The sequence below is a fragment of the Bradyrhizobium sp. WSM4874 genome (genome assembly GCF_055811835.1).
Genome location: NZ_JBVVPR010000076.1, coordinates 1 through 15,003, shown reverse-complemented (window position 1 = coordinate 15,003; position 15,003 = coordinate 1). Strand labels below are relative to the sequence as shown.

16 protein-coding genes are annotated in these 15,003 nt (G+C 62.4%); 4 read left to right on the top strand and 12 right to left on the bottom strand.

Going from position 1 to position 15,003, the window contains the following annotated elements:
* The 4 genes from AC0L3P_RS37735 to AC0L3P_RS37720 form a co-directional block, all read right to left on the bottom strand.
* Positions 1–1,241, bottom strand: a 1,241-nt coding sequence (locus AC0L3P_RS37735) for an MFS transporter (protein ID WP_473309136.1), incomplete at its 3' end; no start/stop codon positions are given.
* 130 nt (positions 1,242–1,371) lie between these two features.
* Positions 1,372–1,800, bottom strand: coding sequence for a CopG family transcriptional regulator (locus AC0L3P_RS37730; protein ID WP_473309135.1), 429 nt, complete (start codon positions 1,798–1,800; stop codon positions 1,372–1,374).
* 6 nt (positions 1,801–1,806) lie between these two features.
* On the bottom strand, positions 1,807–3,795 hold the full coding sequence (locus AC0L3P_RS37725) for a conjugal transfer protein TraG (RefSeq protein ID WP_473309134.1): 1,989 nt from the start codon (positions 3,793–3,795) through the stop codon (positions 1,807–1,809).
* 37 nt (positions 3,796–3,832) lie between these two features.
* Positions 3,833–5,596: a relaxase/mobilization nuclease domain-containing protein gene (locus AC0L3P_RS37720; RefSeq protein WP_473309140.1), complete on the bottom strand. Its 1,764-nt coding sequence runs from the start codon at positions 5,594–5,596 to the stop codon at positions 3,833–3,835.
* A 262-nt stretch (positions 5,597–5,858) separates the two neighbouring features.
* Here AC0L3P_RS37720 and tnpA point away from each other — a divergent pair, with 262 nt between their 5' ends.
* The 3 genes from tnpA (at position 5,859) to tnpC (ending at position 8,683) form a co-directional block, all read left to right on the top strand.
* The gene (gene tnpA, locus AC0L3P_RS37715) at positions 5,859–6,734 is read left to right on the top strand and encodes an IS66 family insertion sequence element accessory protein TnpA (RefSeq protein ID WP_473309133.1); all 876 of its coding nucleotides are present in this window, start codon (positions 5,859–5,861) and stop codon (positions 6,732–6,734) included.
* Entirely contained in the window at positions 6,731–7,084 is a 354-nt protein-coding gene (tnpB, locus tag AC0L3P_RS37710) for an IS66 family insertion sequence element accessory protein TnpB (RefSeq protein ID WP_027545505.1), read from the top strand. Before tnpA ends, tnpB begins: the two co-directional genes overlap by 4 nt.
* A gap of 69 nt (positions 7,085–7,153) precedes the next feature.
* The gene (tnpC, locus tag AC0L3P_RS37705) at positions 7,154–8,683 is read left to right on the top strand and encodes an IS66 family transposase (protein WP_473309132.1); all 1,530 of its coding nucleotides are present in this window, start codon (positions 7,154–7,156) and stop codon (positions 8,681–8,683) included.
* A 273-nt stretch (positions 8,684–8,956) separates the two neighbouring features.
* Here the strand turns inward: tnpC and AC0L3P_RS37700 are convergent, their stop codons facing one another.
* The 3 genes from AC0L3P_RS37700 to AC0L3P_RS37690 are packed head-to-tail and all read right to left on the bottom strand — an operon-like array spanning position 8,957 to position 10,826.
* Entirely contained in the window at positions 8,957–9,850 is an 894-nt protein-coding gene (locus AC0L3P_RS37700; RefSeq protein WP_473309139.1) for a lytic transglycosylase domain-containing protein, read from the bottom strand.
* Positions 9,838–10,365, bottom strand: coding sequence for a S26 family signal peptidase (locus tag AC0L3P_RS37695; RefSeq protein WP_473309131.1), 528 nt, complete (start codon positions 10,363–10,365; stop codon positions 9,838–9,840). The genes AC0L3P_RS37700 and AC0L3P_RS37695 overlap by 13 nt, the downstream gene beginning before the upstream one ends.
* The gene (locus tag AC0L3P_RS37690; RefSeq protein ID WP_473309130.1) at positions 10,362–10,826 is read right to left on the bottom strand and encodes a DUF2840 domain-containing protein; all 465 of its coding nucleotides are present in this window, start codon (positions 10,824–10,826) and stop codon (positions 10,362–10,364) included. Before AC0L3P_RS37690 ends, AC0L3P_RS37695 begins: the two co-directional genes overlap by 4 nt.
* Before the next feature lie 245 nt (positions 10,827–11,071).
* Here AC0L3P_RS37690 and AC0L3P_RS37685 point away from each other — a divergent pair, with 245 nt between their 5' ends.
* Positions 11,072–12,121 carry an IS110 family RNA-guided transposase gene (locus AC0L3P_RS37685; RefSeq protein WP_473309138.1) on the top strand — a complete coding sequence of 350 codons (1,050 nt, stop codon included), beginning with the start codon at positions 11,072–11,074 and terminating at the stop codon, positions 12,119–12,121.
* A 587-nt stretch (positions 12,122–12,708) separates the two neighbouring features.
* Here AC0L3P_RS37685 and AC0L3P_RS37680 read toward each other — a convergent pair.
* From AC0L3P_RS37680 to AC0L3P_RS37660, 5 genes are all read right to left on the bottom strand, one after another.
* Positions 12,709–13,590, bottom strand: coding sequence for a replication initiator protein A (locus AC0L3P_RS37680; protein WP_473309129.1), 882 nt, complete (start codon positions 13,588–13,590; stop codon positions 12,709–12,711).
* Positions 13,591–13,612: 22 nt separating this feature from the next.
* Positions 13,613–13,894, bottom strand: coding sequence for a helix-turn-helix transcriptional regulator (locus tag AC0L3P_RS37675; RefSeq protein ID WP_473309128.1), 282 nt, complete (start codon positions 13,892–13,894; stop codon positions 13,613–13,615).
* A 131-nt stretch (positions 13,895–14,025) separates the two neighbouring features.
* Entirely contained in the window at positions 14,026–14,298 is a 273-nt protein-coding gene (locus tag AC0L3P_RS37670; protein WP_473309137.1) for a DUF2285 domain-containing protein, read from the bottom strand.
* Between the two features lie 307 nt (positions 14,299–14,605).
* Positions 14,606–14,800: a transcriptional regulator domain-containing protein gene (locus tag AC0L3P_RS37665; RefSeq protein ID WP_473309127.1), complete on the bottom strand. Its 195-nt coding sequence runs from the start codon at positions 14,798–14,800 to the stop codon at positions 14,606–14,608.
* Positions 14,793–15,003: hypothetical protein (locus AC0L3P_RS37660; RefSeq protein ID WP_473309126.1), on the bottom strand; the 211-nt coding region annotated here is incomplete at its 5' end. The genes AC0L3P_RS37660 and AC0L3P_RS37665, both read right to left, overlap by 8 nt.

The following is a 15,003-nucleotide window of genomic DNA, read 5'->3' as shown; positions in this document are numbered from 1 at the left end:
AAGAGCGGAATTGAACGCATCCGCCGCCCGAAGAATCCAAGCCATGGTAGAGCAAACCAGACGAACGCGATGATCTGTACCGCCACATTGACAGCGAATGCGACCTGATAGGCCAGGATGGTCCTGTGGCCATCCACGAGCGGCCATTGCTGCAAGATGAAGCCGGTCCCGAACTGAGAAACAAATGCCCAACCGAAGTGCAGCACATTCAACGCGCCGTTAGCACGACCAGTGAGTTCCGGCGGAAAGTAATCAGCTATTACCGCAAAGCTGACCACAGTCGCAGTTCCAACAATTGCGACCACCGACCACGGCAAGAGTGACAGCAAGGGCACCCGAAAGATCAGGGATAGCTCGGCCGCGATGAACAGCCCTGCGATCACGGCCAGGACGATCTCTACTCCACCCCCTCTTCGCCTGATCCAATGGACCAGTGTGCCGAACAACCAGGCACCTCCGCAAAGGACGAGTGACATTGTGAACAGCTGCCCGACAAGTCTCGTTCGATCAAATCCTTCGACGTCGGTCAGCCAGGGCGCCGCCCACAATCCTTGCAGAGACCAGGCCGATCCCACGCAAGTGGCTGAGAGCGGCGCAATTCGCCAGAAACGCCGATCGCCGAAGACGGAGCTCAGTCTGCCAGGCATTGATCCTGCTGGCAGGATGGTGGCTCGTTCAGGAACCACGATGTAGATGAGCAGGGCTGTGGCACCAGTCGCGACTGCGATGATTTCAAAGAGCTGTCGCCAGCTGATCCAGCCGAGGAGGTGTTCGGCCGGGGTCGTGGCGGTCACCGCTCCGAGCGAGCCCAGCATGATCATGTAGCCGTTCAGCAAGGCCACTCGTTCGCTCGGAAACCAGAGCACGATGGACTTCAATCCCGCCGTCAATGCCGCTGCCACCCCAAGGCCGATCATTGCTCGCGCAATCAAAAGCAATGGCAACCCCGTGGACATAGCGAATAGGCAGCTGCCTGCGGCAGCGAGCAAAAGCAGGCAACTCTGAACCCAGCGTGGGCCAAAGCGATCCAGCAAAATACCAACCGGGATCTGGGCCGCCGCGAACACCAGGAAGTAGACGGACGTGAGGAGCCCGAGATCGGCAGTGCCGAGCCCGATCTCCGCGGCGAGATGACTGGAGATCAGAGCGTTGATCGTTCGGAACAGATACGAAAGATAGTATCCGGCAGCAAATGGGAGAAAAACGCGCGCGACGAGACGCCATGCCTCCGAATTTTGCATGCTGGCCCTTTTTGCCCCTCAGCTCATACGAGCCGATAGCGCGTCCAGCTTCTCGTCACGTTGGCTAAATTGGTGCCCTCGTAGGCTGGCGTGGAAAAAGAAAGACCGGGGAAGTCGTTGCCGCCGGTTTTCAATCAACTTTGGCTGCCGGCTCCTGACGAATGATGTCCTCTGGAATCTCACGCAGAAAGCTCTGCCCTTTCTGCAGCCGGCGTCCGAGCGCTTCGACAAATCCTTCGAAGCGCTCCCTACCCTTGGCCTGCGCGGCCGCCTGCGCATCGTTTGGCAACGGTGGCGTGATCGTCAGCCAGAAACGGATGAAGAGGGCCAAGGTCTCAGCCGTCAGGCCGACGTCGCGCTCCAGCCTCTGCATCTGACGCGAGAGCCGGTCGAGGCGACGCGCAAATGCGGCTTCCCGCCTGTCCTCTCCGTCCGGCGATAAAAATGAGGCAACAGCCGCTTCCACGATTGCAGACCGAGATAGCTTCTTGCGATCGGCAAGGTCCGAGATCTGTTTCAGAAGCTCTGGCGGGAAATACACGTTCATCCGGTCGCGCATATTGCCTCACAGGTCCATACCATCATTCGGGTCCAAGACGACCTGACGGGCGACACCGCGCATCTGCTGACGCATAAGTCGGGATTGGCGGACAGCGTCCTCGTCGTCGTCAAGCACGACGGCAAACTCTTCTGCCGGCGTCGGCTCGGTCGTCTCCTTGGCAATCGCGACGTGATCGGGGAGTTCTGGCTCGCGACGGAGGCCGCTGTTCGCTGTGTCTTCCTTGGCCTCCGCGGCTTTGCCAGTTGGCTCACCCGTCGGCTTTGGCATTCCGAGCGCCGACCATCCGTCCGTTCGCGATGACCGGCCCGCGGCCGCAGGATCGGGCGGCGGCAGAACCCGCTCGGTGAATCGCCGATCCTCGTAGTAGCGGACCTTCTTCGCCCGGATCGGCGCCGTCCCCGCCACCATGACGATCTCGTCCATTGGCGAAAGCTGCATGACCTCGCCTGGTGTCAGCAGCGGCCTTGCCGTCTCCTGCCGTGAGACCATGAGATGCCCCAGCCATGGGTTCAATCGGTGCCCGGCATAGTTCTTCATCGCCCGCATTTCGGTCGCCGTACCAAGCGCATCGGACACACGCTTCGCGGTCCGCTCATCATTGGTCGCAAAGCTGACCCGGACGTGGCAGTTATCGAGGATCGCATTGTTCGGCCCATAGGCCTTTTCGATCTGATTGAGCGATTGCGCAATCAAGAAACTCTTGATGCCGTACCCCGCCATGAAGGCGAGCGCGGACTCGAAGAAATCGAGCCGCCCAAGCGCTGGGAACTCGTCCAGCATCATCAGGACACGATGCCGGCGGTCGCGGGCGTGCAAGTCCTCGGTCAGGCGCCGGCCGATCTGATTCAGCACCAGACGGATCAATGGTTTGGTTCGTGAGATATCCGAGGGAGGCACCACCAGGTACAGCGTCGTGGGGCGGCCATCTGCGATCAGATCGGCGATCCGCCAGTCGCACCGGCAGGTCACCTGGGCCACCACGGGATCGCGATATAACCCGAGGAACGACATCGCTGTGGATAGGACGCCGGAACGTTCGTTCTCGGATTTGTTGAGGAGTTCGCGCGCCGTCGAGGCGACGACGGGATGAGCCCCCTGCTCGCCAAGATGCGCGCTGGTCATCATCGCTTTCAGTGTCGCCTCGATCGGCCGCTTCGGGTCGGACAGGAAGGCCGCGACGCCTGCCAAGGTCTTGTCGGCCTCCGCATAGAGGACATGGAGAATGGCGCCGACTAGGAGCGAATGACTGGTCTTCTCCCAATGGTTCCGCTTGTCGAGCGAGCCCTCGGGGTCGACCAGGACGTCGGCGACGTTCTGGACGTCGCGAACCTCCCACTCCCCGCGCCGGACCTCGAGCAGCGGATTGTAGGCCGAAGACTTCGGGTTGGTTGGATCAAACAACAGAACGCGACCATGGCGCGCGCGGAAGCCCGCGGTTAGTTGCCAGTTCTCGCCCTTGATGTCGTGAACGATGGCCGAACCCGGCCAGGCCAGCAGCGAGGGAACGACCAGGCCGACACCTTTGCCGGACCGGGTGGGCGCGAAACACAACACGTGCTCCGGCCCGTTATGCCGCAGGTAGTCGCGGTCGAGCTTGCCCAGCACCACGCCATCCGGGCCGAGAAGCCCGGCCGCTCTCACCTCCCCCAGATCTGCCCAGCGCGCCGAGCCATAGGTCTCGACATTCTTGGCCTCGCGTGCCCGCCAGACCGACATGCCGATCGCCACCGCGATTGAAATGAATGTCCCCGAAGCCGCGATGAAGGCGCCCTCGACAAAGACCTGAGGCGCATAGGCGTCGTAGACGAACCACCACCAGAAGAAGACCGGCGGGTAATAGACCTTCCAGCCTGACAATTCGAACCAAGGACGTCCGAGCTCCGGCTGCCAGGCGAGCCGCCAGGCCGTCCACTCGGTCGCGCCCCAGATGGCGAGCAAAACGATCAGGCCGACAACGATCACCTGTCCCCAGAGGATCTTGGTTCCGGACATCTCGAAAGTCCTTTGCGCAACTGCATTGGAGAGAATGCTAGAGGCCGAGGTCCCGCTTGCGACCAAAGCCCCATTCGATGCCACCGCCGTCCTTGACGACGCCGGTGACGTGTTGGCCGAGCTTCTGTTCGAGCTCGCGCGACCAAGGCACGAGTTGGAAACCCAGCCCGTTATCGATCATGGCGAAGCGTCCCGAGGTAAGCGTCAGGCGCTGGCGATACGTACCTGCCACACGCTCCCCGGACGCCGCCTTCACATGAGGCAGGCCGGTGTCGGCCGAGACCTTTGCAGCCACCTCGTCCAGTTCACGTCGCCGCAACGTGTCCAGAAGGTCGCGCTGCAAGATGATGTGTTGGCCCTTCCGCCGCGCCAGACCGTCCTGAACCAGATGCTTGGTACGGGCTTCCATGGCGGCGCGGGCCTCGCGGCCGAATCCGCCCATGGCGAGCGGCATGGGATCGCGTTCGACCAGCCTGTGGTCGAGCCACGTCGCTCCTTTAGCCGTAACTTGCCCCGCGAGATCGAGATCGGAACGGGTTGCCAGCACCACGGTCGGCCGCGGATCGCCGGTTTGACCGAAGCGTCTGACTTCGACGATTCCGCCGATCGGCGGTGCATGTTCGAAGGCCTCGATCCCGCGGAAGCGGACATGGTGGACGCGGCCGTCTGTCCCGTCGATCAGGGCATAAGCCTCGCCGGTCAGCTCATCATGTAGCCCTCGATCGACCAGTCGTCCGATGATCCCGGACGCCGGCTGTCTACCTTCGATGACGAAGTCGGCAACGCCGCGCGCTTCCCCGCGCTCGGTAAAGGCGCGGTGCATGGTCTTGATGATGTCGCCGCGCATGCCGAGGTCGCGCAAGCTGCGCTCAGCCTCGAGCGCGACCATCCACTCCCCAGGTGCGGCAGATGCGGCAAGGCCCATCTTCTCCAGGTGTTGAAGGCGACCGATCATCAGTCGCCGGATCTCAGGATCTGAACTGCCGGGATTCTCTGGGCGAAGATCGATATAGCCGGTCTCATCTGCCGCCAGCCGGATCTCCCGATCGAGCCGCGTCCATCGTTCAACCGAAACCTCCCTCTCCAGTGAGTTGCGGATTTCGTGCTCGGGTTTTGGCCCCAGTTCGATGCCGACCAGTTCCTCGGCGCGCGAGCGGAGGCCCTGGCTGATATAGTCGCGGCAGATCACGAGATCCGCCCCTTGCTCATCTACTCCCCGCACGAGAAGGTGGACATGAGGGTTGTCGGTATTCCAGTGATCGACCGCCACCCAGTCGAGCCGCGTGCCAAGATCGGTCTCCGTCTGCCTGGCGAGATCGCGGGTGAACGCCTTCAGGTCGGTCATGTCGCCGGCATCCTCTGGCGAGACGATGAACCGGAAATGATGCCGGTCGTCTTTGCAGCGTTCGGCGAACGCCGTAGCATCGGCGCGGTCGCTGCCGGCGTCGAACATCTCGGCCCGTTCACCACTCCGGGTCACGCCCTCGCGCTTCAGATACGAGAGGTGGGCGGTAAGTGGCGCTGAACGGAAAGCTCGGCCTTTGTGGCGGACAACACGCGCTTTCACCACGACGCGCCGCGTCGGGCTAAACAACCGGCTGCGACTAAAGGCGAGCCGGCCGCGGCCAAACGTCGAGCGCCCATGGGCCGCAGAACGCCTGCCACCCGCGGCCTGACTCGATGTGTGTCCTGCTTTCTTCGCCGCGCGCAGCACCTGGTTGATGAAGCTCTTGGGCTTTGGCGCGCGGGTGCTGCGGATGCGCCCAGGCCGGATACGCAGTTCGCTGTCACCTGCTGTCATCCCCAGCGCTCCACGCCAGCGAAAACGCCTACAGTGCCGGAAATGGTTTTGATTGCATTGTTGAAAACCCCAGGCACGGCACGCGGCCCGACCGACCGACACGCCCGAACCCAAGCCATGTCAATGGCTTGCGGTTCGACCGGCGAGCCCCTTTTATCTCGCCGTCCTGCCGTCGTGGTCGTAAGCGTCCGAATCCTGCACGACTTTCCGGGAGTGCGTTGTCGTTCCATATCGGGTTCCTTGCTGCATTGGAGGATCTCCGGTGGGTACGGAATATTTCAAGAACGAAGCGCGCCGTTCTTTTTGGTCGGTGCACGTTGAAGCGTGGCGACGGAGCGGTCTCAGCAAACGCAAATATTGTCGTCAGCATCGTCTCTCCGGCGGCACATTCGATCGCTGGCTGCGGCATCTGATTGACGCCGAAGCTCTGAAAACACGTGCGGAATTGCGTCGAGAGGAACGTCGGGAGCGGCTGCGCAAGAAGCGGGGTCCGGTGTCGACGGACCAGCGCTGCAGAGCCGTGCAAGCGTTCTGGGCGATGCACGTCGAAGCGATGAGATGGTGCGGAATGAACATGCAAGCGTATGCGAGGACACATGGCATCTCGCAGCACAGCCTGAGGCGGTGGCGTGATCTGATCGACGCCAATGAAGTGGAAATCGACTGGCGCACTCACCTTCATCCGAGCGCCCGTCCGCTAATAAGCACTAGTGCTAGCAGCGCTGCTAAGGAGTCCGTCGCCGAAGCGCGCTTGACAGATGCACCGACAGCTGATCCGCCGAGCGATGGACTTGCCAACCGACGTCGCTTCAGTGACGAGGAAAAGCTGGCCATCGTACGCGAGTCCGAACACCCCGGCGCCACCGCCGCGGAGGTTTGCCGGCGCCACGGCATCGTCAGCAGCATGCTGTTCCGGTGGCGGGTACAGTTCGGGTTCGGCAAGCGAGCGCGGGCGAAGTTGGTGGCCGTGCAAGTTACCGGAGCGCACCCGGGAACGCTCGTCCTGAAGGATCTGTTGCAGCCGCCCGACGGCATGACGGTTGTCCAATTGGACGACGGGCGGCGTGTCTTTGCACCTGAAGGCAGCGATCCGGATGCAGTCCGTCGACACGTCAAGGAGCAGGAGATAGCACGATGATGATCGTGCCGGCCGGGGTGAAGGTGCATCTGGCCTTGGGATATACCGACATGCGCAAAGGCCTGGATGGGCTCGCTACGCTGGTTCAGGAACACCTCAAGAAGGATCCGTTCTCCGGCCATCTGTTCGCCTTCCGCGGCAGGAATGCGAGCAGATTGAAGATCCTGTTCTGGGACGGCAACGGACTCTGCCTGTTCACCAAGCGCATCGATCAAGGTGGCTTCATCTGGCCTAGAATGAGCGATCCGGGTGGTACCGTGACGCTGTCTCCGGCGCAGCTTGCGATGCTGATCGAAGGCATCGATTGGCGCACACCTGAGCGTCGATGGCGCCCCGCCATCGCGGGTTGAACGGCAGAAACCCGCATAGAAAAACGCGAACTTACTTCTTCGAATCAGCGTGTTCGAGTAGAATCGGACATGCAGCTTGATCTCAGCAATCTGCCGTCTGATACGACACTTCTGCATCGCTTGGTGCGCGACATCGCCGCGACAATTGAGCATCGAGACAGCGAGATCGAGCGTCTTCAGGCAATCATCAAGCAGCTTCAGCGCGCGCAGTTCGGGCGTCGCTCCGAACGCCTTGATCCCGACCAGCTCGCGCTCACTCTGGAAGATATCGACAGCGATATCGGCCGCATTGAGGAAAGCCAGCCAGCCATTGTAACGGAGCCGCCCGAGACACCATCGCGGCGCAAGGCACTGCCCGACCACCTGCCGCGCGAGGACATTCTGCTTGACGTCGATGGTGAGGCTTGCAGCTGCTGCGGTGGCGCGCTGCATGCGATCGGCGAGAGTGTCAGCGAGATGCTGGACTGGGTACCGGCGCAGCTTCGCGTGATACGCATCACGCGCCCTAAATACGGCTGCCGGGCCTGCGGTAAGGTTGCCCAGGTACCTGCGCCGGAGCGGCCGATCGCCGGTGGATTGGCAACTCCGAACCTGCTCGCCCAAATGCTGGTCAGCAAGTATTGCGATCACACGCCGCTTTATCGTCAGTCGCAAATCTTCGCCCGGCATGGCGTCGATCTCGGCCGTTCGACGCTGGCCGGATGGGTCGGCGGCGCATGCTGGTGGCTCGAGGCGCTGCACGAGCGATTGTGCAAGAACGTGTTTGCCTCCGACCATCTGTTCGCCGACGATACGCCGATCCCGGTGCTCGATCCGGGAAGAGGACGCACCAAGACCGGACGCCTGTGGGTCTACGTCCGCGAGCAGCGGCCCTGGAGCGGACCAGAACCGCCGGCAGCCGTCTATTTGTTCGCACCCGACCGAAAGGCCGAACGGCCGGTATCGCACCTGGCGGGCTTCAAAGGTGTCCTGCATGTCGATGGCTATGCGGGCTTCGAGCAGCTGACCGGCAATGGCGAAGTCATGCTCGCGGCATGTTGGGCCCATACAAGACGCAAGTTCTACGAAGTTGCCGAGGCCACCGGTTCGCCCATTGCGACGGAAGCCTTGCGCCGGATAAGTGAACTCTATGCAATTGAAGCCCGCGTCCGTGGGCAGTCGTCTGCCCATCGGCTCGCTGAGCGGCGGTCCTTCTCGAAGCCCGCTGTGCAGGCCCTGCGAACCTGGTTTGAGGCGCAGCTTGCACGCGTGCCCGGCAGCAGCACGCTTGCGGAAGCGATCCGGTACGCGCTCTCCCGCTGGGAAGGTCTGACGCGCTTCTTGCTCGATGGCCGCATTGAACTGGACACCAATCCGGTCGAGCGGGCAATCCGTCCGGTGGCGCTCGGCCGGAAGAACCATCTGTTCGCCGGCAGCGACGGCGGAGGGACTCGTTGGGCAGTCGTCTGCTCGTTGATCACGACGTGCAAGCTCAATGACGTCGAACCCTACGCCTACTTGCGTGACGTGCTGCAGCGAATGGTCGACGGACACCCCGTCAACCGCCTCGACGAACTGCTGCCCTGGAGCTGGAAACCAATCGATCATGTCAAGACCTGACCTCACGTGCATCGGCCGGACGCTTACTCGTGGTCTTCCGGCCGCTGATTCCCGAAAGAGCCGCCGCGAATTGGCAGCCAACTCGCGAAGCCCCCACTGCTTCCGAGCGCTTGCGATAGCGATCGTTACCCGAAGGGCCGAGACACCCGAAGGGTGGCTCGGTGAGGAGCGAAGCGACGAGTAGAGCGCGGGCCGAAGGCATCGCCCGTACGCCATCAGCACGTGCCACTTGTTCGGTGAAGCACGCCAAGGCTTGCGAACCCGCACACTTCGTCATTGCGATACTCCCGAATCCGATCGACGGACGAACACGCCAATAGGCCGGGGGACCATGGGTGAAACATCGGGTGCCGAGATTGCGGTTGTGACACCGCTCGATGGCATGAGCGCCAGCAACCGATCGCGCGGTTTCATGAGATCGGATCGCGTGACGAATAGCGTCACAGCTGCCGATGACTGTCCGTTGGACGTCCACCTCTGCGGCAGTTCGATGGCAAGCAGATTTGCAAGCTTTGTGACGTATGCTCGCGTCTCGTCTCGCAAAGAGCCGCCAGCGAGATGCTCTTCATAGCGAAATGGTCCCGCGTTGTAGGCGGCAAACACGCCAGGCGAGCCATACCGATCGAGCAGTTCGCGCAAGTAGGCCGTGCCGGCCAGAATGTTGTCGCGCGGGTCGTAGGGATCGTTCCCGAGACTGTAGCGCTCGCGAAGTTCCGCCCAAGTCGCCGGCATGATTTGCATCAGCCCCATGGCACCTTTCGGTGACCTGGCACGCGCGTCTCCCGCACTTTCGACGTCCAGGACTGCGCGTATCCAGCGCACCGGCACGCCGAAGCGCCGCGAGGCCTGCTCGACAAACTCCGAAACCGGATCGCCAGCTCGATGACGCGCTGAAGGCTGCGCGGGTCGCGTCCCGGCGACCGCAGCGGCGTTACTCACGGTCAGCGCAATGAACAACGGTACGACAGCGCGCAGGCTCCCTTCGAACAAGCGCAAGCCTGCCGCCGTGCTCGCGCCCGTCCAGGGTAAAGCCGCTTCGCGCCGGCCGTTCGGCCGCCCTGGACCGCCGCTGCGTGCGACGGCCGCGCAATTGTCGGCCGGGACGGAGGAATGGTGCAGCACTCGGCCGAACAGAGGAATTGTTGTTCGGAAACTCAATACGGGCACCAACAATCCTCCCAGGTCCACACCGGCAGCGCGCGCCCAATGACAGCCGATGCCGGCAAGAGCCCGAAATAACGGCCATCCAGTGAGCTGGTGGACTGCCAGTTCATCACAAAGAGTTCGCCCTCACCGACCACGCGACAGCCCTGCCATTTCGGGAGGGGACGGCCACGGCCATCGCGCTCCCGGGCTTCGCCCATTTGGATGGAGTCAACCGAAATGGCGAGCCCGTTTCGGCAAACGGTCTGCCCGGGAATCGCCAGCACGCGTTTGAGCATCGGCAATCCGGCTGGCAAATAGCCGTTCAGATCGAGGAAGGTGGCGAGCGGCTCCGGTGGCTGTACCGCGAGGAGTTCCGTAACGAACAGTTTGTCCGCCGGCTGCACACGGTAGAGTCCGATCGGCACACTCTCGGATGCATTCCAGATGTAGGCCGGCGTAATCTCCAGAACGATTGGCGCGATAAGTGCGACGGCACCGCCGAGCATCGTGGTCAACGTCTTGAGCCGCGGTGTCATCGCATGACCCTCTGCCGGTGAAGCCAGGCCTGGTGGCGCGCCTTCGTATAGGGACGCGGGTTTTCGTTGACGGACAGGCGGTTATGAACGTGATGCCAATGATCAGGCGCAACGTCAGCGGGATCGATGCCGAGTGCCTCGACGGCGTCGATCATTTGCAACACTCGTTCGACCTTCGGCCAGCCTGAGAGCCGCAGCAAAATCTCGCCGCCGGGCGTCACATACGGTACACTTGAGCAGCGCTGTCGCGCGGCGACCGCGCGCAAGATGTCGATGCGCGAAATGATCGTGCCGAAGTCGTTGGAGGTCCATCGGACGAAGGCAAAGATACTGCCGGGCGCAAATGACAGGACACGCCGATGGCGATCAAGCTTCCGTTCCTTGACGATGCGACCGAACCGAATGCGGTTTTCGATGCGCTTCTCAAGCCACAGGACTTCCACCTCGGTGAGGTCACTCATGCCGCGGCTCCTTGATGCTGGAGCTCGTGAGCTTTGGGGCCGGAAAAACACGCACGCGGCTGATGAAGGCAAACACGACTGCGGCGTTCGGTCCGGTCCGTTAGAAGAAATCCGAAGGATTTCTGGTTAGCCGGGGTACTGACCTGTGCCCCCTCGCCGGCCGTGCTGCTGCGAAAATGCTGCACAGCGATTCGCGAACGGAACGCGTGGTGCGGTCCGGCGGTCGGCGGTGGTGGAGGCGCATGATGGACTTCTATGCAGGGCTTGATGTGTCGCTCGAGGCGACCAACATTTGCGTGGTGGACGGCGACGGCAAGGTGGTCCGGGAGACGAAACTCGCGACCGATCCGGACGCGATCGAGCTGTTCCTGGCGGAATGGGGAATCCAGCTGAAGCGCGTCGGGCTGGAAGCGTTCTCGTACAGTGCCTGGCTGTTCACGGCGCTGTCCGACAAGGGCCTGCCCGTGATCTGCATCGAGACCCGGCACGCCAAGGCGGCGCTGAACGCGATGCTGAACAAGACCGACCGCAACGACGCCAGGGGCATTGCGCAGATGATGCGGACCGGCTGGTTCCGCGCGGTTCACGTCAAGTCGGAGAGCACACAGACGTTGCGGGCGCTGCTGGTCGGGCGCAAGGCTTTGCTCGGCAAGGTGCTGGACATGGAGAACATGATCCGCGGCCTGTTGCGCCCGTTCGGCCTCAAGGTTGGCGAGATCTCGGTCGGCCGTTTTGAGGCGCGGGTGCGCGATCTCCTGGCCGGGAAGAAGGAATTGGAAGCGATCGTCGTGCCGCTGCTGGACGCCCGCAACGCCATGCGGCTGCAGTTGGCAAAACTGCACCGCCTGGTGCTGGCGGCCGCACGCGGTGACGAGGTGGTGCGGCGGATGATGACGGTGCCGGGCGTCGGCGCGCTGGTGGCGCTGACATTCCGCGCCACCGTCGACGATCCGTCGCGATTCAAAAAGTCGACCAATGTCGGCGCCCATTTCGGACTGACGCCGCGGCGCTATCAATCCGGCCAGACCGACCGGATCGGCAGCATCTCCAAATGCGGCGACGAGCTGACGCGGGCGATGCTGTACGAGGCTGCGATCGCAATCCTGACGCGCATTCCGAAGACCTTCAAGCTGCGGCTCTGGGGCCTGCGGCTGGCCAGGAAGAAGGGTCTGAAGCGCGCGGCAACCGCGGTGGCGCGGGCGCTCGCCGTGCTGCTGCACAAGATCTGGATCGATGGCACCACCTTCCGGTTTGGCGCCGGCGGCAAGCGCGGCCGGGTCGCTGCGGCGGTGTAAGGGCCTCCGCGACCCGGCCGCTTCCACGCGCGCCTTTTCCTTCCGCCACGGCGGAGCGGCGTCTCCCGAGGAGACGGGGATCTGGGTGAGATCGCAACTTTTCTTGCCGGCGGCTTCATGACGAGGTTTGAAGCCATCAAGCACGGCGCTGGTTAGCCTGACCGCCCTTTCCTCAGATTCCGGCTTGTGGTGGCCATCGTGCCAACCACGGATGTTAGCGAGTTCTCCTCGACGAGCGAGTGGCTGCAAAAGGACGTGACGCGCACCTGGCAATGATGTCGACGCCAGCGATCGCGCAGATTTGCGCGCGATCGCGTTCGCGCGCGCAGACTGGAGATAACAATCGTATTGCAGCGAAGCTTTGCGCGTGAGAGAGTCGAGGCCTGAGGCATGCTCGCTGCACGCGCCGCCGACTTGTTCACAACGTACTGATTCACAACTGGAAGTTAGTGTCAGTATGTTAGTAAAGTTAGAGCGGCTGGAAAGCGACGGGAAACAAGCACTTAAGCCCGATTCCGGTCCCCGATAGCACGAGGATCGGGTCCCCGATAGCACGAGGGTTGCGGTCCCCGATAGCACGAGCTGATTCACAGGTTGTCCTCCGAATTTGGAATGAGTGCGCGCCGGCGCAGGCGTGCCGTTAAGGGATCAACGAGCGTGGGCACGAAGTTCAGCCGCTCGGTGCCATCAGGATCGCGCGTGAGCACGAGCCGATAGCCGGGCAATGTCTGACGCCGCACGATCTGACGTATGTCGTAGGCAAAATGCTTGAGCGGCGAGAGGATGCCGGACTTGGCATGGAGGTGCACAAGGTCAAAACTCCAGCCGCCGTCCTGGTGACCGCCATGCTTGCGCACGAGGCGGTAGAGCCACCGCTCAAGCCCGCCCGTCAGATCGAAATAGCCGCGATCGATTGTCAGCACGAGCGCGTCATCGATGACGCCCGCATAGAACCAATCGGGCAGGATCAGCTCGAGGCCAAATGGTCGACCATTTGCATCGGCCGTCTCCTTCCATTCGTTGATCCAGGAGAAGCGATGCCGCCGCCGTTCTGCCAGCTGACGGATCGACGTCAGCACGGTCGTTGACTGCAACCTGTCGAGACCAGCCTTCAGCCGGTCATAGTCGCGCGCGCTGGTGCCGCGGCCGACAAACGTCAGGATCTCGTAAGGCGTTGCAGCCATCAGGCGCGACGTCTTCAACCCGGCGTCACGGGCTTCGACGATCTGGGACGCGGCCCAGATCAGAACGTCGGCATCCCAGATTGTCGCCATGCCGTGTTCCGGCACCGCTTCGACACGAATTGCGATCGCACCGGCACGGAAATCAATTGGCACAATGCGCTTTGTTTTCGCGAGCGAGAAGAACGGATAAGCCATGAGATCCTGCGCATCGCGCGGCGCGAGGTCGCCGGGCAGCGCCCGAAAGAGCTCAAGCTGGTCGCGCTCGGAATGGTGTTTGCGCCGCATGGTGACTGCTCTCACGTGGCAATCAGCGACGTTCCTGGCCCGCATACGGGCGCAGCACCGTGTGCTTCTTGGCTGGCAGCACAGTGCCCTTGCCGGGATCCGAGGTTGACGTCTTGGCGCCGAGATCAGCCCACGCTTTCAGATCCTCTACAGCGTAGACGACACGCCCGCCGATCTTCCGATAGGTCGGCCCGGTGCCGTACGTGCGGTGCTTCTCAAGCGTGCGTCCCGAGAGACCAAGATACCGCGCGGCCTCCGGTGTCCGCAGGAAGCGCGGGGGCAGTCCGGCCATTGCATCGGGCATTTGAGAACTCCAAGGTGACAGCGCACCGCGGATGGCGGCGCCGGCGTGTGTGCGGTCATCATGGAGAAGCGAGATCTCGGAGGGGGATGCCGAATATCGGGGGGTCGATTTTCGGCACCCCAGCAAGGGCGCTACTCGTCCCTGCGCCTGGGCCGAAGCAGCTTGCGATAACCTCCGCGGACAAATGCGAGGCCGCTTTGTACAAGGCGACGGGTTCGGCTGCGCAGATCGTGTGTTTTCCAGCCACGATCCGATATGCGCCCCTTGCCAAACAGAGCTTCTGCGATGCTGCGATAAGTCGCGCCGGCGAGATACGCGGCGACCGCGCGAAGAGCTGCGCACAGTCGTTCACGCCGCTGTTTGGGCACGCGATGAAACGGAGGCCCTGGCGCGCGTCCATTCATCGCGCGCCACAGCCGCGTGGCGGCATGCGCGCGCGCCTCGAAATCGCGATCAAACGGCAACTCGGCCGCATAGCGAGCGCCTGCGGTCAGCGGCTGTTTCGACCAGATGCGATGCTCCGCCGAACCGATTTGCAGCACGGCGTGCCAGCCGTCAGCGGCACGGCGCACCTGACCAGATGCAAGATCAAGCGCCGGCTGAGGCGTTGGGCTTTGACCAGGCGCTGGAGCGGTTACAGTGAGCGGGACGACGGTCGGTAGAACCTCGGGCGCCCAAAAGATTGTCTGCTCGTGGAACGACCTCTGGGGGTCATGAGCGAAAGCAGAGGCCCCACCTCCTCCTGAACTCCTCGGTCACCGCGCCATCTGAGTTGTTTGCGATGATCGCTTCGTAGTCACGTTGGTAGTCCACGTTCATACGAAGACCTACCCAGGCGATTTCAGTGATCTCAGCGTTCTCTAGGCTCTTAAACGAATCCGGCGACCGCCAGTCGAATTCAGGCATTGCTTCCGCCCCATTGCATGCAGCTAACAAGGATTGCGGCGCAATAATTATAAACGACGCGGTTGTAGGAAGCCCCTAGTTTGGCACCACGTGGTGCATGAGCATGACCACCGGTAAGCGGAAGAAAAGCATTCCAGCTGCGCGCCTCTAGTCGGCGATTTTTTCTATTTTGAGCCGGCGCCACGTAAAAGACGTCCCTGCTC